This is a genomic window from Agromyces sp. NPDC058484, assembly GCF_042720415.1.
In the GTDB taxonomy this organism is placed as follows: Bacteria; Actinomycetota; Actinomycetes; order Actinomycetales; family Microbacteriaceae; genus Agromyces.
In genome coordinates this window covers 24,172-47,265 of record NZ_JBHXMP010000014.1, presented here as the reverse complement: position 1 = coordinate 47,265, position 23,094 = coordinate 24,172, and the positions used below count along the sequence as shown (strand labels likewise).

Here is a 23,094-nt window from a genome sequence, read left to right as displayed (position 1 = left end):
ACGCGCTGTCGCGCCCCGACGACCACATCGACTCGCCCGAGCGCGCGACTGCCCGCGATGCGGCATCCCTTCGGCAGGCTCAGGACGGCGCCGTCGTGCAACCGAAGCTCGGCTTCGTCGGCTGGGTGCGCTTCGCCTGGCGGCAGCTCACCAGCATGCGCACCGCCCTGCTGCTGCTGTTGCTGCTCGCGATCGCCGCGGTGCCCGGATCGCTCGTGCCGCAGCGCTCGAGCGACCCGAACGGCGTGACGCAGTACTTCGCCGACAATCCCGAGCTCGCGCCCGTGCTCGACGGGTTCCAGATGTTCGACGTCTACACCTCGGCGTGGTTCTCGGCGGTGTACCTGCTGCTGTTCGTGTCGCTGATCGGATGCGTCATCCCGCGCACCAAGCACCACTTCGAGGCGCTGCGGGCGCGGCCGCCACGCACGCCGGTGCGCCTGTCGCGGCTCGCGGGGTACACGGAACGGCCGTTGTCGCTCCCTGAGCCTGCCGAAGGGGGCTCCGCTTCGACGAGCTCGGCGTCCGAGCGAGCGGATGCCGCGATCTCCGCCGCGGCCACCCAGCTGAAGCAGGCGGGGTACCGGGTCGAGCGCTACGAGCTTCGCGGCGAGGCATCCGTCTCGGCGGAGCGCGGCTACCTGCGCGAGACCGGGAACCTCGTGTTCCACACGGCGCTCGTCGGGGTGCTCGTCGCGGTCGGCATCGGCGGCGGCTTCGGATTCGCGGGCCAGCGCGTGGTGGTCGAGGGCCAGTCGTTCGTGAACACGCTCGCCGCCTACGACTCGTTCAACCCGGGCCGCTTCTTCGACGACACGACTCTCGATCCCTACCGGCTCTCGCTCGAGCGACTCGACGCCGTCTACGAGACGCGCAACCAGGACGCGATCGGGCAGCCGATCGACTTCACCGCGAACGTCTCGGTGCAGGCGAAGGGCGGCGAATCGGAGTCGGGCGTGGTCAAGGTCAACGAGCCGCTTCGCGTGCACGGCACCGACGTGTACCTGCTCGGCAACGGGTACGCGCCGACGATCACGGTGCGCGATCCCGGCGGCGAGGTCGTGTTCACCGACGCGGTGCCGTTCCTGCCGCAGGACGCGAACCTCACGTCGATCGGCGTGGTCAAGGTGCCCGACGGGCTCGAGCAGCAGGTCGGCATGGTGGGCTTCTTCTATCCGACGCAGACCACGCTCGCCTCGGGCGCGTACACCTCGAGCTATCCCGACCTCATCTTCCCGGTGCTGACGCTCAACGTGTACCAGGGCGATCTCGGCATCAACGAGGGCACGCCCACATCGGTGTACACCCTCGACCCGTCGACCATGGAACAGCTCACCGGCGGCACGACGGGCGTCGATTCGATCGAGCTCATGCCCGGCGAGACGGTCGAGCTGCCGAACGGCCTCGGCACGATCACGTTCGAGGACGTGTCGCCCGGCGCCGGTGACGCGGATGCCGCGGACCCGGATGCCGCGGATTCGGATGCCGCGACCGACGACTACGCGCAGAGCGTCTCGCGCTTCGCGAGCTTCGACATCCACGACGACCCCTCGCAGCTGTGGGTGCTCGCGTTCGCGGTGCTCATCCTCGCGGGGCTGCTCGTGTCGCTCTTCGTTCCGCGACGGCGCATGTGGGTGAAAGCGGCACGGCGTCCCGACGGCACGGTCGTGCTCGAGTACGCGGGCCTCGCGCGCGGCGAGGATCCCGGACTCGAGGACGCGGTGGCGGCGTTCGCCGACCGGCATGCGGGCGCGGCATCCCGCGAATCGGCCGATGGCCGCGCGAATCCTTCGACGTAAGGTGGAACAGTGACGCTCGACGAGATCTCCATCATCCTCGTGTACTCGGCGATGGCCGTGTACGCGATCGCGTTCGTCGCCTATGCGATCGATCTCGCGCGTCGCTCCGCCGCGGTCACGAAGGCGGCCGACCAGGCGAACGTGGTGCCGGCCGGCGAGGCCGCGGCCGCCCGGGGCGGCACGATCGTGGCCGCACCACCGACGCCCGCGGCATCCGTCGCCTACGGGCGCTCGCCGTCGCTGCGCGTGGGCGTCGCGATGACCGTCATCGCCTGGCTCCTGCACCTCACGGCCGACGTGCTGCGCGGCATCGCCGCCGAGCGCGTGCCGTGGGCCAACATGTACGAGTTCGCGCTCACGGGCACGCTCGTCATCACGACCGTGTACCTGGTGGTACTCGTCGTCGCCAAGCACGACCTGCGCTTCCTGGGCACGTTCGTCACGGGCCTCGTGCTCGTGCTCCTGGGCGTGGCGACCGTGAACTTCTACGTGAGCGTGGTGCCGCTGCCGCCCGCGCTGCAGTCGGCATGGCTCGTCATCCACGTGTTCGTGGCGACCTCGTCGGTCGGCTTCCTCGCGCTCGGGTTCGCGCTCTCGGTCGTGCAGCTCCTGCAGGCCCGGCGCGAATCAGTCGCGGCATCCGCCAAGGCCGTGAAGCGGTCGTTCCTCGCGACGCTGCCCGACTCGGCGACGCTCGAGAACCTCGCCTACCGGGTGATCATCATCGGTTTCATCCTGTGGACGTTCACCCTCATGGCCGGCGCGATCTGGGCCGAGGCCGCGTGGGGCCGCTACTGGGGCTGGGACACCAAGGAGGTGTGGACCTTCATCATCTGGGTGGTCTACGCCGGCTACATCCACGCCCGGGCGACGCGCGGCTGGCGCGGGTCGCGGTCGGCGTGGCTCGCGATCATCGGCTTCTCGACGGTGCTCTTCAATTTCACGGTCGTCAACCTGTTCTTCAAGGGACTGCACGCGTACTCGGGGCTGTGATCGTGATGCCTCAGGGGCGGCCCGGTTGCGGCGGCGCACCGTCACGAGCACGATCGGATCATGAGGCTGCTCGAGCGCGAGTCCGAGCTCGCCGAGCTCGGCGACGCGGTGCATGCCGCGATCGACGGACGCGGGAGCGTGCTCCTCGTGCACGGCGAGGCGGGCATCGGCAAGTCCAGCCTGGTGAGCGCGCTGCGCGAACGCCCAGCCGACGGCAGCCGCGTGCTCGTCGGCGCCTGCGACGCGCTGTCGACGCCGCGCACGCTCGGGCCGTTGCGCGACCTGATCCCGCAGGTCGGACCGCAACTCGGAGACGCACTCCGCGCGGGCGACCGTGAGGAGGTCTTCACCGCGCTCCAGGAGGAGCTCGCTTCGGCACCCGGCACCGTTCTCGTCGTCGAGGACGTGCACTGGTCGGACGAGGCGACGCTCGATGCGCTTCGTTTCGTCGCGCGGCGCATCGACACGCTCCCCGCTGTGCTCGTGCTCACCTACCGCGACGACGAGCTCGACCGCGGTCATCCGCTCGCCGGGCTGCTCGGCGACCTGAGGGTGAACGTGCGCCACGTCCCGGTGCGGCGCCTGTCGGCGGCGGCCGTCGCCGAGCTGACCGCGCATCGCGGACTCGACGCCGACCGGGTGTTCGCCCTGACTGACGGCAACCCGTACTTCGTGAGCGAGATCGTCTCGTCGGCGGATGCCGCACACGTGCCGCGCACCGTGGTCGATGCGGTCACCTCACGCCTGCGTCGTCTCGACCGCTCGATCCAGGCGCACGTCGAGCAGCTCGCGGTCGTCCCCTCGGCCATCGGCCCGTCGGAGCTCGCTCGCCTCGTGCCGGGTGGCCCCGGTGCCTTGAGCGACGCCGAGGAGGCCGGCCTGCTCACCGTGCGCCCCGAAGCCGTGCAGTTCCGGCATGAGCTGACACGTCGCGCGATCGTGGACGCGTTGCCGTCGTCGCTGCGCATCGACCTCAACGCCCGGGTGCTCGCGATGCTGCTCGAGGTCGGAGCCGACCCGGGCCGCATCGTCGCACACGCGCAGGAGGCCGGCGATGTCGACCAGGTCGTGCAATGGGCGCCGAGGGCAGCTCGGGATGCTGCGACAAGCGGCGCTCACCGGCAGGCGGCCGCGCACTACCTGTCGGCGCTGGAGCACGCCGCTCGGTACGGCCCCGTCGTGCGCATCGATCTCCTCGAGGGCTACGCGATCGAGGCGTACACCCTCGGGCGTGGTCCCGAGTCGATCGAAGCGCAGACCGAGGTCGTGCGCCTGCGGCGCGGGCATCCCGACCACACCGCACTCGGTGCGAGCCTGCGCTGGCTCTCGAGGTTCCAGTGGCTGGCGGGGAACCGGGCCGCGGCCGAGGCGGCGGGCGCGGAGGCGTCGGCGGAGCTCGCCGGGTCGGACGATCGCGGACTGCTCGCCCTCGCGCTGAGCAACGAGGCGCAGCTCGCGATGCTCGCACACCACCTCCCACGAGCGATCGAGCTCGCGACCCGCGCGGCCGCGCTCGCGCGGGAGGCGGGCGAGCGGATGGCGCTGTCGCACGCGCTCAACAACCTCGGCACCGCGCACCTGCTGCAGAACCGCGACGAGGGCATCGCGGAGCTCCTCGAGGCGGCGGAGATCGCGGTCGCCGGGAACTTCATGGACGATGCGGCGCGCGCGCACGTGAACCTCGTCTGGAGCCTGCTCGACCAGTACCGCCTCGACCTCGCCGATCGCTACCTCGGACCGGCACTCGAGATCTCCGAACGCGCCGAGGTCGTCGGTCTCTGGAACTACCAGCAAGCCGAACGCGGGCGACTCCACCTCGCCCGAGCGCAATGGGACGAGGCCGTCGCCGCCGCCGGTCACACGACCGAGTCGCTGCCCGCGCTGCACTGCGTCGCGCTTCTGGTCAGAGGCACGGCCGGAATCCGCCGAGGCGATCCTTCCGGCGAGGAGACCCTCGACGAGGCCGGCCGAGTGGCCGAGCGCCTCGGCGAGCTGCAACGCACGGGCCCGGCTGCGGCGGCGCTCGCCGAGGCCGCGCTGCTGCGAGGAGACCTCGGCTCCGTACGCACGATCGCCCGGCCCGCGTACGACGAGTCGGTGCGACTGCACGACGTCAACCTGCAGGCCGAGCTCGCGTCGCTGCTCCGTCGGGCGGGCGAGAAGGTGGCGGTGCCGGAAGGCGATCACCCGTTCGCCGTCCAGGCACGGGGGGACTGGAAGCGTGCCGCCGAGATCTGGCGGTCGATCGGATGCCCCTACCACGAGGCATCCGCGCTGGCCGAGAGCCCGCACGAGGCCGACCTGCTCGCGGCGGTCGCGATCCTCGATCGCATCGGTGCGATACCGCTCGCGAGACGGGTGCGTGCGGACCTCCGCGACCGTGGGGTGCGCAGCATCCCGCGCGGGCCGTCGAAGCCGACTCGGCGCAACCCCGAGGGCCTGACCGACCGGCAGGTCGACGTGCTGCGGCTCCTCGCCGAGGGCCTGACGAACGCCGAGATCGCCGAGCGGCTCGTCGTGTCGGTGCGCACGGTCGACAGCCATGTCGCCGCGGTGCTCACCAAGCTCGGGGTGGCCTCGCGACTGGACGCCGTCCGTGCCGCGCGCGAGCTCGGCGTGCTCTCGGCGTGAGCCGCGGAGATCTCGGTAGTCCGGGCGGCTGATCTCGGTACCCGTCGCCGATGAGGCGGAACCCCCTGTGGCGCTGGACTGGTTTCACGGTTCGCACACGGCGGGCCCTGCACCGAAGAAGGATCATCATGGACACCGCATTCTCCATGAGCACGACCGCCCCGGCGCCCGAGGTCGGCGGCCACGCGGCTCGCGGTCTCGCCGGTCTGGCCCAGCGGGTCGGTATGCGACTGGTCGCGTGGAGCAGGGCTGACGAGCAGCGTCACAGCCGAGAGGTCCTGGCCGAGCTGCATGAGCGGCGTGTCGCGGCCGAGCGCCTGCGCGACGAGCGCTTCAGCAGCGTGGCCGTCGGCCGGCTCTTGTGAGCCGGCTCCTGTGAGCCCGCTCGTGTGAGCCCGGCTCTTGTGAGCCCGGCTCTTGTGAACCCGGCTCTTGTGAGCCCGGCTCTTGTGAACCCGGCTCTTGTGAACCCGGCTCTTGTGAATCCGGCGGTCCCCGTCGGTCGGCCGGCTTGGCACGTGATCCCCGAGTTCATTGCCACCCGAACGCACCGGTTTCGCGAGTCCCGGGTTTCTGCGGGCGGACCCGCATGAACACGGGAATCGGTAGGTGCGGCGGGGGCACGGCATCGTGCGACATCACGAGTCCCGGGTTTCTGCTGGCGCACCAGCATGAAGACGGGAATCGGGCGGATGGCGACGGGGCGCGGCATCGTGCGATTTCTCGAATCCCGGGTTTCTGCGGGCGGACCCGCACGAACACGGGAATCGGGCGGGTGGCGACGGGGGCACGGCATCGTGCGACATCGCGAGTCCCCGGGTTTCTGCGGGCGTACCCGCACGAACACGGGAATCGGGCGGGTGGCGACGGGGGCACGGCATCGTGCGACATCGCGAGTCCCGGGTTTCTGCGGGCGCACCCGCACGAACACGGGAATCGGGCGGATGGCGACGGGGCGCGGCATCGTACGACATCTCGAATCCCGGGTTTCTGCGGGCGGACCCGCGGGAACACGGGAATCGGTACGGCGGCGGGGGTGAGGTGGCACGGGTGAGGCGGTGAGGGCGAAGCTGTGAGGGCGATGTGGCGAGGGCGATGCGGCGACGTGGGCACTCGGCGACGCACCGACCGGGTGGCACATGTTGACAGCGTTTCCACGGTGTGGATCGGCCGGATGGCCTGACGTGACGACGTTCCGAGATGCGCAGAGAACCAGCGACATCAGATCTTGCAAGCGCTTGCAATTTCACGCGCGCCGCTGCTAGCGTCGCCCACAGTGTCGGTGGCACGGGGTCGTGCCGGGAATCGGGAGTCAAGGATGACGCAACGCGCGCGCGCTCGCAGGTGGTTCGCTTCGGCAGTGGCGGGTGCCCTCGCGGCATCCGCCATCGCATTCGTTCCGGGCCTCGCGGTCGCGGCAGCGGCGGAGGAGCCGCGCACCTTCGCCCTCGTCGGCTCACTGCAGTCCGAGCTCGGCTGCGCCGAGGACTGGGCCCCGGCCTGCGAGGCGACCGACCTGCACTCCACGGCCACGCCGGGCGTCTACTCGGCCGAGTTCACGGTCCCGGCGGGCACCTGGGAGTACAAGGTCGCCGTGAACGACACCTGGGACGAGGCCTACGGCCTGAATGGCGACGGAGACAACATCCCGCTCACGGTCGCCGGCGACACCCCGGTGCGCGTCGTGTTCGACGACATCCTGAAGCGCGTCGGCCTCGAGGCGACCGATGCGACGCTGCGCGGCGCCTACGACGAGGCATCCGACGCCGCGCTCGTCGCCGACCCCGTGCGCCAGCCCGGCAGCGACGAGGTGTTCTACTTCGTGATGACCGACCGCTTCGCGAACGGCGACATCGCCAACGACGAGGGCGGGCTCACCGGCGACCGCCTCACGACGGGCTTCGACCCCACCGACAAGGGCTTCTACAACGGCGGCGACCTTGCGGGCCTGCGCGAACAGCTCGACTACATCGACGGCCTCGGCACCACGGCGATCTGGCTCACGCCGAGTTTCGAGAACCGCCCGGTACAGGGAGAGGGCGCGAACGCGAGCGCCGGCTACCACGGCTACTGGATCACCGACTTCACCCGGATCGACCCGCATCTCGGCTCGAACGCCGAACTCGAGGCGCTCATCGCCGAGGCCCACGCCAAGGGCATCAAGGTCTACTTCGACATCATCACGAACCACACCGCCGACGTCATCGACTACGAAGAGGGCCGGTACTCGTACATCGACCAGGCCACCGAGCCCTACCGCGACGCCGACGGCGATGCGTTCGACCCGGCCGACTACGCCGACGGCGATACGGGCGCCGACTTTCCGGCCCTCGACGCCGAGACGAGCTTCCCCTACACGCCCGTGATCGCGCCAGAGGACGCCGACCTCAAGGTCCCGGCCTGGCTCAACGACCCCACGCTGTACCACAACCGCGGCGACTCGACGTGGGAGGGCGAATCGGTCACGTTCGGCGACTTCGTCGGCCTCGACGACCTGATGACCGAGCACCCGACCGTCGTCGACGGCTTCGTCGACGTGTACCAGCAGTGGATCGACCTCGGCATCGACGGCTTCCGCATCGACACGGCCAAGCACGTGAACTTCGAGTTCTGGGAGCAGTGGTCGACCGAGGTGCTCGACTACGCGCACGCCGCCGGCAAGCCCGACTTCTTCATGTTCGGCGAGGTCTACGACGCCGACCCGGTGAAGCTCAGCCCCTATGTGCGCAAGACCGACATGAACTCGGTGCTCGACTTCACGTTCCAGTCGCAGGCGGTGAGCTTCGCGGCCGGCAACTCGGCGAAGAACCTGCAGTCCCTGTTCGCGGGCGACGACTACTACACGACGCCCGACTCATCGGCAACGGCGCTGCCGACCTTCCTCGGCAATCACGACATGGGTCGCGTCGGCCACTTCCTGCAGTCGACGGATGCCCCGCTGCAGCGTGACGAGCTCGCGCACGAGCTGCTCTTCCTCACGCGGGGCCAGCCCGTGGTCTACTACGGCGACGAGCAGGGCTTCGCCGGCACCGGCGGCGACAAGGACGCACGTCAGACGCTCTTCGCGAGCCAGGTGGCCGAGTATCAGAACCAGCCGCTCGTCACCGGCGAGACGGCGGGCAGCGTCGACCGCTTCGGCACGGATGCCCCGCTCTACGAGCACATCGCCGCACTCGCCGCCCTCCGCGAGGCGCACCCCGCGCTCTCGACCGGCGCGCAGATCGAGCGCCATGTCGACAACGGGGCCGGCGTCTACGCGTTCAGTCGGGTCGACCGCACCGAGCAGGTCGAACACCTGGTGGCGGCGAACAACGCGAACGAGTCGCGCACGGTCGACATCCCGACCCTCACCGACGGCGGCGTGTTCACGGTGCTGTATGAGTCCCTTCGACAGGCTCAGGGACCGTCGAGCGTGACGGCCGACGCCGACGGCGTGGCATCCGTCACCGTGCCGGCGCTCGGCGCCGTGGTGCTGAAGGCCGACCGCACGGTCAGCGCGCCCGACGCGGCATCCGCCATCTCGGTGGCGACTCCCGCAGCGGGCGACGGCGTGACCGGCGTGACCCCGGTCGCCGCCGACGTCGACGACGCGACCTGGCAGGAGACGAGCTTCGCCTGGCGCGTCGCCGGCGCGACCAGCGACGATGCCTGGCACGCGCTCGGCACCGCCGAGGACACGAGCCCCCGCGTCTTCCATGACACCGCCGGGCTGGCGAAGGGCACGCTCATCGAGTACCGCGCGATCTCGACCGACGCGGCCGGCAACCGCTCGGCGGCGAGCACCTACGCGTCGGTCGGCAACGCCGTGAACCTCGCCGACGAGGAGGAGCCCGAGCAGCCGATCGACCTCGTGACCGTGCCCGGATCGCACAATTCCGAGATGGGCTGCGCCGGCGACTGGGCGCCTGGCTGCGAGGTCGCGAAGCTCACGCTGCGCGCCGACGGCGTCTACACCGGCACCTTCGACGTGCCCGCCGGCGACCACGAGTACAAGGTTGCGATCAACGGCAGCTGGGATGTGAACTACGGCGTGAACGGCGAGCAGAACGGCCCGAACGTGACGTACTCGCACCCCGGCGGCCCGATCACGTTCTTCTGGAACCCCGACACGAAGGTCGTCTCATCCACCGCCGAGGGCCCGGTCGTGACGCTGCCCGGCAGCTTCCAGTCCGAGGTCGGATGCCCCGGGGACTGGCAGCCCGACTGCCTCGCGTCGCTCATGCAGGACGGCGACAAGGACGGCGTCTCCACGTGGTCGACCGACGCGATCCCGACCGGATCGTACGAGGTGAAGGTCGCGCACGGGCAGAGCTGGGACGAGAACTACGGCGTCGGGGGCGTTCCCGGCGGCCCGAACTACACGTTCACCGCGACGACCGGCAAGCTCGTCGAGTTCCGGTACACGCTCGCCACCTACGTGCTCGAGATCGTGGTGACCGACCCGCCGCTCGCGGGTGTCGGCCAATCGCGGGCGCACTGGATCGACGAGCAGACGCTCGCCTGGCCGGCCGACCTGCTCGACGGTGCCGAGGCGACGGATGCCACGTGGACGCTCGAGCACTCGGCGGAAGCCGCACTCGCCGTCGCCGAGGGCGCGGTCACGGGTGGTGGCGAGCCCGTCGAGCTCGAATTCGACCCGGAGGGGCTCACCGACGAGCAGCTGGCGACGTTCCCGGCGCTCGAGGGATTCCTCGCCCTGCACCCGGTCGGACTCGACCGTGCCGGGGTGCAGGAGCTCCTCACCGAGCAGCTCGCAGTGGCGCAGCGGGTTTCGACGAGCTCAACCGGCGACGATGCGCTCAGCGCCTTCACCGGCGTGCAGCTGCCGGGCATGCTCGACGACCTCTACGCCGACGCCGTGGCATCCGTGCCGCTCGGCGTCAGCTGGGAGGGCGACGCCGCGAGTCTCGCGCTGTGGGCGCCGACCGCGCAGGCGGTGTCACTCGAGAGGTGGAGCGCCGGGTCATCCGGTGACCCCGAGGTGATCGCGGCGGCATTCGACGCCGCCGACGGCACCTGGAGCGTCGACGGCCTCACCGCGGGCGACGAGTACCGCTGGGCGCTGGAGGTGTACGCGCCGACGACCGGGGCGATCGAGACCAACTCGGTGACCGACCCGTACTCGATCGCGCTCACGACGAACTCGGCACGCTCGGTCGTCGTCGACCTCGACGACCCGTCGATCGAGCCCGAGCAGTGGGTGGAGACGCCCGCTCCCGTGATCGAGCGTCCCGTCGACCGGGCGATCTACGAGCTGCACGTGCGCGACTTCTCGATCACCGACGAGACCGTGCCAGAGGCCGAGCGCGGCACCTACCGCGCCTTCACGCGCGACAGCGCCGGCACCGCGCAGCTCGAGCAGCTCGCCGAGGCCGGCATCAACACGGTGCACCTGCTGCCGACGTTCGACATCGCGACGATCGAGGAGAACCGCGCCGCGCAGGCGACGCCCGACTGCGATCTCGCGTCGTTCGGTCCCGCGTCGGCCGAGCAGCAGGCATGCATCAACGCGATCCGCGACCTCGACGGCTTCAACTGGGGCTACGACCCGTTCCACTTCCAGGCGCCCGAGGGCTCCTACGCGGTCGATCCGAACGGCGCCGCGCGTGTGGGAGAGTTCCGCGAGATGGTGGGCGCGCTGCACGGCATGGGCCTGCAGGTCGTGCTCGACGAGGTGTACAACCACACCGCGGCATCCGGCCAGGGGGAGAAGTCGGTGCTCGACAGAATCGTGCCCGGTTACTACCAGCGCCTGAATTCGGTCGGCGCCGTCGAGACCTCGACGTGCTGCCAGAACATCGCCACCGAGCACGAGGTCGCCCAGAAGCTCATGGTCGACTCCGTTGTGCTGTGGGCGAAGGAGTACAAGGTCGACGGGTTCCGCTTCGACCTGATGGGCCACCACTCGAAGGCCAACATGCTCGCGGTGCGGGCCGCCCTCGACGAGCTCACCCTCGAGAACGACGGGGTCGACGGGAAGGCGATCTACCTCTACGGCGAGGGCTGGAACTTCGGCGAGGTCGCAAACAACGCCCTGTTCGAGCAGGCGACGCAGGGGCAGCTCGGCGGCACCGGCATCGGCACCTTCAACGACCGACTGCGCGACGCGGTGCACGGCGGCAGTCCGGTCGACGGGAGCTCGACGTTCGTGCAGGGCTACGGCACGGGCCTCGGCACCGACCCGAACGGCGACCCCATCAACGGCACGCCCGATCAGGCGCTCGCCGACCTGGCGCACCAGACCGACCTGGTGAAGCTCGGTCTCGTGGGCAACCTGCGTGCCTACGAGTTGACGGATGCCTCGGGGCAGATCATGCGCGGCGACCAGCTCGACTACCGCGGATCGCCGGCCGGCTACGCCGACCAGCCCGACGAGGTGATCAACTACGTCGACGCGCACGACAACGAGACGCTCTACGACCTGTCGGTGTTCAAGCTGCCGACCGACACGTCGATGGCCGACCGGGTGCGCATGAACACGCTGTCGCTCGCGACCGTGACGCTGTCGCAGTCGCCCTCGTTCTGGCACGCGGGCACCGAACTGCTGCGCTCGAAGTCGCTCGACCGGAACAGCTACAACTCGGGCGACTGGTTCAACCGCATCGACTGGACCGGTCAGGAGTCGACCTTCGGGTCGGGTTTGCCGCCCGCGGCCGACAACGAGGGCAAGTGGCCGATCATGGCGCCGCTGCTCGCGAACCCCGCGCTGAAGCCGACCGCGGCCGACATGGCGACCGCCGAGGCATCCGCTCTCGACCTGCTGCGGGTGCGCGACGAGGTCGACCTGCTGCAGCTCGGCTCGGCCGCGCTGATCGACGAGAAGGTGTCGTTCCCGAACAGCGGACCGGATGCCACGCCGGGCCTCATCGTGATGCAGATCGACGACCTCGTGGGCGCGGACGTCGACCCCGAGCTCGACGGTGCGCTGGTCGTGTTCAACGCGTCGCCGTCGGCGATCACCGAGCAGGTCGACGGGCTCGCGGGTCGCGAGTTCGCGCTGACCGCTGCGCAGGCGGACGGTGCCGATGCGGTCGTCAAGGGCACCACGTGGGATGCCGCGACCGGGTCGGTCACCGTGCCCGCACGTTCGGTGGCGGTGCTGGTCGACGAGCAGGCGCCCCCGGCGGTGGCCACGCTCACGATCGGTGCCCCGAACAAGCTCATCGCGAGGGCCGGCGCGGCGGTGACGTACGTCGGCGGGGTGTTCGCGCTGGACGGCTCGAGGCCCCAGGGCACCGTCACGATCACCGACGGAAGCACGGTGATCGCCACCGTCGAGCTCGCCGAGAGTGATCGGGGACGCATCGCCGTCAAGCTGCCGAAGCTGAGCCGGGGACTGCACATCATCCGGGCGTCGTTCGACGGCGGAGAGGGCTACGGCGACTCGACGTCGTTCCCGGTGCCCATCCTGATCTGGTAGCCCGCCCCCGGGCGGTCGAGGAGGTCGCTACTCGACCGCCCGTGCGGTGAGGACCGCGTGCACCCGCCCCATCCGCTCGATCCACCACTCGACGCGCTCGGGTGGTGCCGTGTATCGATCGAGCAGCTCGGGGTCGGGAAGCACCCGGCGCACCTCGATCGACCCGCCATCGGGGAGAAGCGGCGAGCGCGTGACATCCGCCGCCAGCAGCGACGCCGTGCCGAGGCCGCAGTCGTACTCGAGTTCGGGAACGGATGCCGCGAGCTGCGCGCCCATCGCGAGCCCGACGCTCGTGTCGAGTGCGCTCGACACCACCACCGGCAACCCGGCCTGTTCGACGATCCCCAGCGCCCGGCGGATGCCGCCGAGCGGCTGCGCCTTGATCACGAGCAGGTCGGCGGCGCCCGCCCCGGCGACGGCGAGCGGGTCATCCGCGCGGCGCACGCTCTCGTCGGCGGCGATCGGGATGCCCATGTACTTCGTGCGCAGGCGGATCTCGGCGAGCTCGTCGACGGTGGGGCACGGCTGCTCGACGTATTCGAGATCGAACTGCGCGAGGGCGTGGATGGCGTGCTCGGCCTCGTCGACGTTCCAGCCCCCGTTCGCGTCCACGCGGATGCGCCCCTCGGGCCCGACCACCTCGCGCACGGCGCGCACGCGGGCGACATCCTCGGCGAGCGTGCCGTCGGCGCTCGCGACCTTCACCTTCGCCGTGCGGCATCCGGGAAACCGGTCGAGCACCGCGCCGACGCTGTCGGGGTCGACGGCCGGCACGGTCGCATTCACGGGGATCCGGTCGCGCACGGCGGGCGGCGGTGCGTTCCAGCCGTACTCGATCGCGGCGGCCAACCAGACGGCTGCCTCGTGGTCGTCGTACTCGGTGAACGGCGAGAACTCCGTCCACCCCTCGGGCCCCTCGAACAGCAGCGCCTCGCGCACGTCGATGCCGCGGAACCGCGTCACGAGAGGGAGCGCCACGACCCGCGCAGTGGCGACCAGGTCGGCGAGCGGGGGAAGGAGCGTGCGGGCGGGCGCGGCGTCGTCGGTCACGTGATCATCGTGGCACGGTCGGGCCCGGGGCGCGGGAATAGGCTTGGCGCATGGCACGCGAGGTCTCCGAACTGTTCGATGCGAGCGAGTGGACGGATGCCGCGGCATCCGTCACCGGATCAGCCGCCGGTCTCGGACAGGCGCTCACCGACATCACGTACCACCACTCGCGCGACGGACGGATCGCACGCATCGCGTTCGACCGGCCCGAGGTGCGCAACGCGTTCCGCCCGCACACGGTCGACGAGCTCTATCGCGCCCTCGAGGACGCGCGCACGAACCCCCGCATCGGCGTCGTGCTGCTCACCGGCAACGGCCCGAGTAGGAAGGACGGCGGCTGGGCGTTCTGCTCGGGCGGCGACCAGCGCATCCGCGGGCGCGACGGGTACAAGTACGAAGGGTCGCTCCCTGAGCCCGCCGAAGGGAGCAACCCCGCCGGGGGCGCTTCGACAGGCTCATCGACCTCAGCGGGTCTCGGCCGCCTGCACATCCTCGAGGTGCAGCGGCTCATCCGCTTCATGCCGAAGGTCGTCATCGCGGTCGTGTCCGGCTGGGCGGCAGGCGGCGGACACTCGCTGCACGTCGTCTGCGACCTCACGATCGCCAGTCGGGAGCACGGCCGCTTCAAGCAGACGGATGCCGATGTCGGCAGCTTCGACGCCGGATACGGGTCGGCCTACTTCGCGCGCCAGATCGGGCAGAAGTTCGCCCGTGAGGTGTTCTTCCTCGCGGAGGAGTACTCGGCCGAGCGCGCCTACGAGATGGGCGCCGTGAACCGGGTCGTGCCGCACGCCGAGCTCGAGCGCGAAGCGATCGCCGCGGCCCGTACGATCCTCACGAAGTCGCCGACGGCGATCCGCATGCTGAAGTTCGCGTTCAACGCCGTCGACGACGGCATGGTCGGTCAGCAGGTCTTCGCGGGGGAGGCGACGCGGCTCGCCTACGGCACCGATGAGGCCGTCGAGGGGCGCGACGCGTTCCTCGAGAAGCGCGATCCCGACTGGGGCCCGTACCCGTGGCACTTCTGAGCCTCTCGGTCCGGTGCGCGCGATGAAACCGCTCGTGCGGGTTTCGGCGTCGGATGTCCCGGCGTTGACTCACGCGCTTCGCGTCGCGCTCGACGGCGGCCCCGCCGTGTGGCCCGTCCCCGGCGAAGCTCCGCCCCGTGCGACTGCGACGTCCGCCCCGCGAGTTTCCTCTGCCCCCAGAACCCAATCCGCCCCCCGAATTCACTCCGGGGGTGGGTTTCGGCCACCGGTGGATGTGAGCGGCGGCGTGGATGGCCGCAACCCACCCCCGGAACGCGGCGGCGGTCTCGGGAGTGAGGGCGCGAGTGACGGCGCGAGCGAGGTCGGCGACGACGTCGCGCTCGTCGTCGAGACGAGCGGGTCGACGGATGCCCCGAAGCGCGTGCTGCTCTCGGCGGCCGCCTTGCGCGCGAGCGCCGCCGCCACCGAGACCGCGCTCGACGGACCCGGGCAGTGGCTCCTCGCCCTCCCGGCGCACTACATCGCCGGCGCCCAGGTGCTCGTGCGATCGATCGTCGCGGGCACCGAGCCGGTCGTGCTCGAGGGCGACCGCTTCGACCCGGCGGCGTTCGCAGCGGCATCCGCTCGGCTCGATCCCGTCGGCCTCCGATTCGCGTCGCTCGTGCCCGTGCAGCTGGCCCGGCTCGTCGAGGCGGCGCGCGACGACCGTGCGATCGCCGAGGCGCTGCGCGGGTTCGACCGCGTCCTGCTCGGCGGTCAGTCCGCGTCGCCGTCGCTCGTCGTCGCCGCAGACACGCTCGGGGTGCGGGTGACGCGCACGTACGGCTCGAGCGAGACCGCGGGCGGATGCGTCTACGACGGACGCCCGCTGCCCGGCGTGCGGGTGCGCATCGCCGACCCTTCGACAGGCTCAGGGCGGCGCGGCGAGGTCGAGCTCGGCGGCCCGACGCTCGCCGACGGCTACCTCGGCGACGACGAGCGCACCGCCGCCGCCTTCACGACCGACGCCGACGGCACCCGCTGGTACCGCACCCGCGACCTCGGCGAGCTCGCCCACGACGGGGTGCTGCACATCCGCGGACGCGCCGACGACGTGATCATCTCGGGCGGCATCAAGGTGGTGCTCGGCGAGGTCGAGCGGGCGGTCCGCGCGGTTCCGGGCTTCGCGGATGCCGCGGTCGTGCGCGTCGCCGATGCCGAGTGGGGCGAGCGGGCGGCGGTGGTGGTCGAGGCGACGGATGCCGCGGCATCCGCTGCCCTCGACGCGCTCGCCGTGGCGACCGACGCGGCGGGCCTTCCGCCGGCGGCCCGCCCGGCGCGAGTCGTGCTCGTCGAGCGGATGCCGCGGCTCGCCTCGGGCAAGCCCGACCGCCGCGCACTCCACGAGCTCGTGCGCGACGGTCAGTCATAGCCACGCGACGCGACCACGACACTGATGCCCAGGTGGCATCAGTGTCGTGGTCGCGACGCGACAGGGCCGGCAGGCCGGGGCGGGTCGGTATCAACCGACGCAGGCGTGCGTCAGCCCGAGTACACCGGCGCCGGGGCATCCGCCTCCGCGTCGGCCTCGGCGAGCCGTCGGGCCTCCTCCAGATGCGCCTGCACCCGGGCGCGGCTCGGAAGGAAGAGGCTCGCCAGCGCCGCGATCGCGAGGCCGGCGACCGCCACCTGCACCGATGCCTGCAGGGCGTCGAGCACGTGCGCGCGGCTCCAGTCGTCGCCGACGATCGTGAAGAACACCGTCGTCGACACGGCGACTCCGGCGGCCGCGCCGAGCTGCTGGAAGGTGCTGTAGGCACCGGATGCCGCGCCCGCATCGGCGACCGGCACGGTGGCGAGCGCGACATCCACGAGCGGGATGATGAGCAGCGCCAAGCCGAATCCTGCCAGCAGCATCGGCCAGACCGCCGCCCATCCGGTGAACGCCGGGCCGGTGCCGGCGACGATGGCGAAGACCCAGATCATGCCCGCGGCGAGGACCATCGCGCCGGCCGTCACCAGGTACTTGCCGATGCGGGCAACGAGCGGGATCACCGCCCCCGTGCCGACCAACGCGCCGAGGCTGAACGCGAGGAGGTTCAGCCCGGCGGTCAGCGCGTCGAAACCGAGGGCGACCTGCAGGTAGATGATGAACGGCAGGGTGAACGCGTTGAGCGCACCCTGGAACGCGGCCTGCGCGACGATGCCGGCGGAGAAGCCCCGATCGGCGAACAGCGGCATCGGCAGCAGAGCCGAACCATCGCGGCGCATGCGCCGGCGTTCGTACGCGACGAACACGACCAGCAGCAGGGCGCCGGCGGTGACGGGGATCCAGAGCCAGGCGGGCCAGCCGAGTGAATGGCCCTCGACGAGCGGCGCCAGGAGCGCGAGCACCACTGCGCTGATCAGGACCACGCCGGGCAGGTCGAGCCGCATGGGCCGCGGCGAACGGGTCTCGGGCACGAACCGGGCGGCGAGCGCGAAGATCACGACGCCCACGGGGATGTTGATGAGGAACACGCTCCGCCAGCCCAGCCCCCAGAGGTCGGCGTCGACGAGCCAGCCGCCGAGCACCGGGCCGGCGACGGCGGCGAGCCCGGCGACGCCGCCGATGAGCCCGAACATCGGGGCGCGCTCGCGCGGGCTGAACAGCGCCTGCACCGACGCGAGGAGCTGCGGCACCATGAGTGCGGCGAACAGGCCCTGGGCGATGCGGGTGGCCACGAGCACGTCGCCCGACCACGCGGCGGCGGCGGCAGCCGACGTGAGGGTGAATCCGGCGACGCCGACGAGGAAGATGCGACGCCGGCCGTAGAGGTCGCCCAGTCGGCCGCCCGTGATGAGGGCGACGGCGAAGGCGAGCATGTAGCCGCTCACGATCCACTCGAGCTGGGCGTCGGATGCCTCGAGGTCGGCGCCGATCGACGGCAGGGCGACCTGCACGATGGTGACGTCGAGCAGATCCATGAACGAGGCGAAGAGGAGGATGCCGATGGCGAGCCCGCGGCGCGGGGTGCTGGTCATGCTCGTCGTCCTTTCGTAGGCTTGTGGTGTTTCCGAGTTGGAATAGTTGCAATGTGGGATAATCCCATATTGGGAACAATAAGGAGTCGGATCGACGATGTCAAGCAAGGCCGAAGTCGCCGGTCGCATCATCGAGCTCTTCCAGCTCGTGATCGCCTCCTCGGTGATGACCAACGAACGCATCGCCCGCTCGCTCGGGCTCAACGTCGTCGACCTGCAGGCGCTCGGCTTCATCGCCCGGAGCGGGGGGCCGATCGCCGCAGGGGAGGTGAGCCGGCTGACCGAGCTGCCCACCAGCACGACGACGCGGGTGCTCGACCGGCTCGAGAGGCACGGCTACATCGAACGCACGACCGACCCGAACGATCGGCGCCGGGTGGTCGTGCGCGCCCTCCCCGACGCACTGCCGAACGCCGGCGGCGGGGGGGACGACGACCCGTACGTCGGGGTTCTCGCAGGCATGCAGCGCGTGCACGATCGGTTCACGCGCGACGAGCTCGAGGTCGTGGCCCGCTACCTCGACGCCGTCAAGGACGTCCGCTGAGGTAAGCCGTCGCGAGACATCGCGGGCTGCGATCGAGTCAGACGCTCGTCGTGTCGATCGTCGCGAGGCCGAGATCGCGCCAGGCGGCGATCAGATCCCGGTCGCCGCTGACGGCGACGAAGTCGTCACTCGACGTCTCGACAGCGGTTGCGCAGTGCACGGCATCGTACCCGCGGAGTCCGAATCGGCGACTCAGCGATGCTGCGTGCAGCACAGTCTCTTCGCGAGGTTCGACAACCGCGACCGCCGCCCAGACGTGCTCGAGCGCGACCATCGCATCACGATGCTGGTTCGCATCGAGTCGGCCCATGCGCTCGGCGCGGGCGAGCGCGGCCGCCACTTCGACGTACGCGAGCAGACTCACGACGACCTCGTCTGATGCGAGCCACGCGCGTTGGCATCGGGCGGAGGTGGGCTCGTCGATGATCAATGGCACGATCGCCGAAGTATCGAGGTAGGCGATCACCGCCGTTGCTCGGCGATGAGGTCGGAGACGGTGCCCGCGGCCGTGATCGGAGCAGGGAGAGCTGCCCTCGGGCGCAACGGCGGGCGGGCGAACCCCTCGGCGATCATCCGCTCGAGCGGCGACACTGTCTCGTAGGGCACGAGCCGAGCGATCGGCCGGCCGTGGTCGGTGACGATGACGGTCTCGCCCGCACGGACTCGGGCGAGATGGCGACTCAGCGCGTCGCGGAGGTCGCGGACGCCCACCCTCGATTCAGAAGTGGCTACAGCCATACGTCGATTATAGCCACAATCGGGCATCGAACTAGCATGGGTGCGTGGCACGCCCGAAGCACCAGCGCATCGACCCCGCCGACGTGAACCGCGCCGCCGCGCGCGGCCGTTCGGGCAACCCCGCGAAGGCGGCGGCCGGCCCGTCTGCGGCCCGCGGTCCCGCGACGGCGGCCGACTGGGTTGCCGGCGCACGCCTGCGCACCCTGCCGCTCGCGATCGCCCCGGTCGCGCTCGGCACGGGAGCGGGCGTCGTCGCGATCGCCGACGGCCCGTGGCATCCGGCCCGCGCACTGCTGGCGCTGGTCGTCGCGCTGGCGCTGCAGATCGCCGTGAATTACGCGAACGACTACTCCGACGGGGTGCGCGGCACCGACGATCACCGCGTCGGCCCCGCGCGCCTCACGGGGTCGGGGGCGGCGAAGCCGAGGCAGGTGCTGGCCGTCGCGCTCAGCTTCTTCGCGCTCGCCGCGATCGCAGGACTCGCACTCACCGTGGTCACCGGCCAGTGGTGGCTGCTTGCCGTCGGCGCGGTGGCGATCATCGCCGCCTGGTTCTACACGGGCGGAAAGCGGCCATATGGCTATCACGGCCTCGGCGAGCTGTTCGTGTTCGTGTTCTTCGGCCTCGTCGCCACCGCGGGATCGGCATACGTGCAGGCGCTCACGGTGAACCTCGAGGCGTGGCTCGGCGGCGTCGGCGTGGGACTTCTCGCGTGCGCGGTGCTCATGGCGAACAACCTCCGCGACGTCAGGCAAGACAGGGTGGCCGGCAAGCGCACGCTCGCGGTGCTGATCGGGCCGCTCGGCGGGCGCATCCTGTTCACGGTCTTCATGCTCGTGCCGTTCGCGATCGCCGGGTTCTTTGCACTGTTCTATCCGACGGCGCTCCTCGTGCAGTTCGCGCTGCTCCTGGCGTTGCCCGCGTGCGTCATCACGCTGTGGGCGAAGACGGCGCGCGAGCTCCTGACGGCGCTGCAGCTCGCGAGCCTCACGGCGCTCGCCTACGGAATCGGGCTCGGGCTGGCGTTCGCGCTCTGAGCGCGGGCCAGGCTACGGCTCGCGACGCTCCGGATCCCGTGCGTCGACCGCGGCATCCTCTTCCTCGTCGTCGGCCCGCACGACGGGCTCCTCGCGGTGGCGGGCGGCATAGAGGTCGGTCGCGATCTGTTCGCGCGGGCGGCGCAGGAAGATCAGCGACGCGCTCAGGCCGAACACGGCGGCGACCGCGGTCGAGACCCACGGGTTCACGCCCGCGACCAGCAGCACGGCGAGCGGCACCGCGAACAGCACGATGCGCAGCACGGTGTACCAGATCCAGACAGGCACGGATTTCACCCTGACAGTGTAGGTCGGAGTCGCTGGGCGGTCGCACAGCGTCTCCCAGCCACTCACAGCCGCCGTGCACGCGGACGCGCCTACACTGAGGATATGGCCCGGCTGCTCTTCGGACTCGGCGTCGCCGCCGTGATCTTCACGATCTACGCCGTCGCCGACTGCGCGTTCTTCGACCGCACGCGCATCCGGGGCCTGCGCCGTGCCTGGTGGATCGTGGTCATCATCTTCGTGCCCATCATCGGCGGGCTGCTCTGGTTCATCATCGGCCGGGGCCGCGCGAACCGCATCGGCGCGACACGCGGTGGGCGCACGGTCGCCCCCGACGACGACGTCGAGTTCCTGCGCCGGTTGCGCGAGGATGCCGCGCAAGACGAGCGCATCCGCCGCATGGAGCAGGAGCTGGCCGAGCTCGACGCCGACGAGCCGCGGCAGATCGAGGGCCCCGGCACCAAGGGCAACGCGGCCGGCCGCGCCCCGGGGGTCGCGGCATCCGGAGACCCGCTCGGCAGCGGCCCGCGCGGTGCCGACCAGCGCGGTGCCGACCAGCTCGGTGCCGACCAGCTCGGCACCGGAGACACGCTCGGCACCGAGCACAAGCACCCCGACGCTCCCGATGCGCCGGGTGAGGCGGGCCCCGCCGGGCGACCGAATGGCTGACCCGGCGCCTCGTCGGGCCGCCGTCCGGTGGAGCCCCGCGAGCGACGCCGCGATGACGCTGCTCAGCGCGTTCGTGCGCGAGGGGGTGCGCGATGTCGTCGTCGCACCCGGCTCCCGCTCGCAGGCGCTCGCCCTCGCGGCCGCCGAGCTCGAGCGCGTCGGCGCGATCCGCCTGCACGTGCGCATCGACGAGCGGGGCGCGGCGTTCCTCGCACTGGGCACCGCCGTCGAGTCCGGCCGCCCCGCGATCGTCGTGACGACATCGGGCACCGCGGTCGCGAACCTGCACCCCGCCGTGCTCGAGGCGCATCACTCGGGGGTGCCGCTCATCGTCTGCTCGGCCGACCGGCCGGCCGACCTCCGGGGCATCCGCTCGAACCAGACCACCATGCAGCCGGGCATCTTCGCGGGCGCGCTGCGCCTCGAGCGCGACATCGGCGCCCCCGAGGGCGAGCCCGGCGAAGCGGATGCCGCGACGCGCCTCGCCCGCGACGCCGTTGCCGCGGCGCTCGGCCGCGACGCCGCGGGCGAACCGACGCCGCACCCCGGTCCCGGTCCCGTGCACCTGAACCTCCAGTACCGGGAGCCGCTCTCGGCCGTGATCGCGCTCGACGAGGCTCCGCGGTCCGAGCGAGCGGATGCCGCGGCATCCGCCGGCCCCGACCGCTTTGCCGCCCCCGTCCGGGTCGCCGACGAGCTGCACGGCGCGCCCATCGAATCCGGGCCGCGCACGGTCGTCGTCGCGGGCGCGGGCGCCGGCCCGGCCGCCGAGGAGTTCGCGCGTGCGGGCGGCTGGCCGCTCCTGGCCGAGGTCTCGAGCGGCGCCCACTTCGGGCCGAACCTCGTCGTCGCCTACCGCGAGCTCCTCCGAGAGCCGGGGTTCGGCGACGTCGTGGAACGCGTCGTCGTGTTCGGGCATCCGACACTCTCGCGCGAGGTGCCGGCGCTCGTGCAGCGCGACGGCGTCGAGACGATCGCCGTCGATCCCACCGGCATCGAGTGGTTCAACCCGGGCCATCGCGTCGGGCGCTTCGAGCGCGCGGTGCACGTCGCCCCGGGCCAGACGTCTACCGACGACCCGGCGTGGGTCGGCCGATGGGTGCAGGCGAGCCGGGCGCTCGTGGATGCGGGGCTGCCGTCCGGGGCATCCCTTCGACAGGCTCAGGGCGGCGCCCGACAGGCTCAGGGCGGCGCCGTTCGCAGTGGCATCGACGAGACCGGCCACGTGTCCGACTACGCGGCGCAACGCGAGTACATGCGCGCGCAGCTCGACTCGATGCGCGCCCCGGTCACGCGGCGGATGCTCGTCGACGCCGTCTGGGCGGCGACCTGGCCGCACGACCGGCTCGTGTTCGGGGCATCCCGCCTCATCCGCGACGCCGACCGCGCCGTGCCCGGCCGCCGCATCGCGGTGCACGCGAATCGCGGCCTCGCGGGCATCGACGGCACGGTCGCCACGTCGCTGGGCATCGCGATCGCGAGCCAGTCGGCGGTTCCCGGTGAGCAACGGGCGACGGATGCCTCCGCGCCCATCACCTCGGCCCGCACGGGCGTCACCCGCGCCCTCGTCGGCGACCTCACGCTCCTCCACGACGTCGGGTCGCTGCTGCTCGGCGCGGGGGAGCCGCGGCCGAGGATCCAGGTCATCGTGGGCAACGACGGCGGCGGCACGATCTTCGACGCGCTCGAGGTCGCCGGCACGGCGCCGCCCGAGGCGTTCGATCGCGTGCAGTACACGCCCCAGCGGGTCGATCTCGCCGCCCTCGCGGCGGCCTACGGCTGGGATTACGTGCGCGCGACGACCCGCGGGGAACTCGACGAGGCGCTCGCCGGCCGCATCGACGCTCCGCAGCTCGTCGAGGTGCCCATCCCGCGCTGACGCGTTCGAACCCCTTCGGGGTGCTTTTCGGCCAGATGCTGCGCGGCCAGCCATGGA

General features: G+C 71.3%; 16 protein-coding genes. 11 read left to right on the top strand and 5 right to left on the bottom strand.

Annotation, left to right across the window (positions count from 1 at the left end; genetic code table 11):
* Positions 1–5 precede the first annotated feature (5 nt).
* From ACFWN7_RS12445 to pulA, 5 genes are all read left to right on the top strand, one after another.
* Complete coding sequence (locus ACFWN7_RS12445; RefSeq protein ID WP_376939180.1) at positions 6–1,799, top strand: cytochrome c biogenesis protein ResB; 1,794 nt, start codon at positions 6–8, stop codon at positions 1,797–1,799.
* Positions 1,800–1,850: 51 nt separating this feature from the next.
* On the top strand, positions 1,851–2,792 hold the full coding sequence (gene ccsB / locus ACFWN7_RS12440) for a c-type cytochrome biogenesis protein CcsB (RefSeq protein WP_376939179.1): 942 nt from the start codon (positions 1,851–1,853) through the stop codon (positions 2,790–2,792).
* Positions 2,793–2,852: 60 nt separating this feature from the next.
* Positions 2,853–5,423, top strand: a complete 2,571-nt coding sequence (locus tag ACFWN7_RS12435; protein ID WP_376939126.1) for an ATP-binding protein — start codon at positions 2,853–2,855, stop codon at positions 5,421–5,423.
* A 128-nt stretch (positions 5,424–5,551) separates the two neighbouring features.
* On the top strand, positions 5,552–5,788 hold the full coding sequence (locus ACFWN7_RS12430; protein WP_376939125.1) for a hypothetical protein: 237 nt from the start codon (positions 5,552–5,554) through the stop codon (positions 5,786–5,788).
* A 995-nt stretch (positions 5,789–6,783) separates the two neighbouring features.
* Positions 6,784–12,843, top strand: coding sequence for a pullulanase-type alpha-1,6-glucosidase (pulA, locus tag ACFWN7_RS12425; RefSeq protein WP_376939124.1), 6,060 nt, complete (start codon positions 6,784–6,786; stop codon positions 12,841–12,843).
* A gap of 27 nt (positions 12,844–12,870) precedes the next feature.
* Here pulA and ACFWN7_RS12420 read toward each other — a convergent pair whose 3' ends face one another.
* Positions 12,871–13,893, bottom strand: coding sequence for an o-succinylbenzoate synthase (locus ACFWN7_RS12420; RefSeq protein WP_376939123.1), 1,023 nt, complete (start codon positions 13,891–13,893; stop codon positions 12,871–12,873).
* 50 nt (positions 13,894–13,943) lie between these two features.
* Here ACFWN7_RS12420 and ACFWN7_RS12415 point away from each other — a divergent pair, with 50 nt between their 5' ends.
* Positions 13,944–14,921, top strand: a complete 978-nt coding sequence (locus ACFWN7_RS12415) for a 1,4-dihydroxy-2-naphthoyl-CoA synthase (RefSeq protein WP_376939122.1) — start codon at positions 13,944–13,946, stop codon at positions 14,919–14,921.
* A 247-nt stretch (positions 14,922–15,168) separates the two neighbouring features.
* The gene (locus ACFWN7_RS12410; protein WP_376939121.1) at positions 15,169–16,293 is read left to right on the top strand and encodes an AMP-binding protein; all 1,125 of its coding nucleotides are present in this window, start codon (positions 15,169–15,171) and stop codon (positions 16,291–16,293) included.
* A gap of 110 nt (positions 16,294–16,403) precedes the next feature.
* Here the strand turns inward: ACFWN7_RS12410 and ACFWN7_RS12405 are convergent, their stop codons facing one another.
* A complete protein-coding gene (locus ACFWN7_RS12405) occupies positions 16,404–17,885 on the bottom strand; it encodes an MFS transporter (protein ID WP_376939120.1) in 1,482 nt (493 codons plus the stop codon).
* 97 nt (positions 17,886–17,982) lie between these two features.
* On the opposite strand from ACFWN7_RS12405, the gene ACFWN7_RS12400 reads away from it, so the two are divergent.
* On the top strand, positions 17,983–18,429 hold the full coding sequence (locus ACFWN7_RS12400; RefSeq protein WP_376939119.1) for a MarR family winged helix-turn-helix transcriptional regulator: 447 nt from the start codon (positions 17,983–17,985) through the stop codon (positions 18,427–18,429).
* 37 nt (positions 18,430–18,466) lie between these two features.
* On the opposite strand, the gene ACFWN7_RS12395 is transcribed toward ACFWN7_RS12400, so the two are convergent.
* Together ACFWN7_RS12395 and ACFWN7_RS12390 are read right to left on the bottom strand one after the other, a co-directional pair.
* Positions 18,467–18,895, bottom strand: coding sequence for a type II toxin-antitoxin system VapC family toxin (locus ACFWN7_RS12395; protein ID WP_376939118.1), 429 nt, complete (start codon positions 18,893–18,895; stop codon positions 18,467–18,469).
* A complete protein-coding gene (locus ACFWN7_RS12390) occupies positions 18,892–19,167 on the bottom strand; it encodes a type II toxin-antitoxin system Phd/YefM family antitoxin (protein ID WP_376939117.1) in 276 nt (91 codons plus the stop codon). Before ACFWN7_RS12390 ends, ACFWN7_RS12395 begins: the two co-directional genes overlap by 4 nt.
* A 44-nt stretch (positions 19,168–19,211) precedes the next feature.
* Here ACFWN7_RS12390 and ACFWN7_RS12385 point away from each other — a divergent pair, with 44 nt between their 5' ends.
* Positions 19,212–20,204 (top strand): 1,4-dihydroxy-2-naphthoate polyprenyltransferase, encoded by a 993-nt coding sequence (locus ACFWN7_RS12385; protein WP_376939116.1) that lies wholly within the window; start codon positions 19,212–19,214, stop codon positions 20,202–20,204.
* A 12-nt stretch (positions 20,205–20,216) separates the two neighbouring features.
* On the opposite strand, the gene ACFWN7_RS12380 is transcribed toward ACFWN7_RS12385, so the two are convergent.
* A complete protein-coding gene (locus ACFWN7_RS12380) occupies positions 20,217–20,501 on the bottom strand; it encodes a DUF4229 domain-containing protein (RefSeq protein ID WP_376939115.1) in 285 nt (94 codons plus the stop codon).
* Between the two features lie 93 nt (positions 20,502–20,594).
* On the opposite strand from ACFWN7_RS12380, the gene ACFWN7_RS12375 reads away from it, so the two are divergent.
* Positions 20,595–21,158, top strand: a complete 564-nt coding sequence (locus ACFWN7_RS12375; RefSeq protein ID WP_376939114.1) for a PLDc N-terminal domain-containing protein — start codon at positions 20,595–20,597, stop codon at positions 21,156–21,158.
* A complete protein-coding gene (gene menD / locus ACFWN7_RS12370; RefSeq protein ID WP_376939113.1) occupies positions 21,151–23,037 on the top strand; it encodes a 2-succinyl-5-enolpyruvyl-6-hydroxy-3-cyclohexene-1-carboxylic-acid synthase in 1,887 nt (628 codons plus the stop codon). The genes ACFWN7_RS12375 and menD overlap by 8 nt, the downstream gene beginning before the upstream one ends.
* The last annotated feature ends 57 nt before the right edge of the window (positions 23,038–23,094 follow it).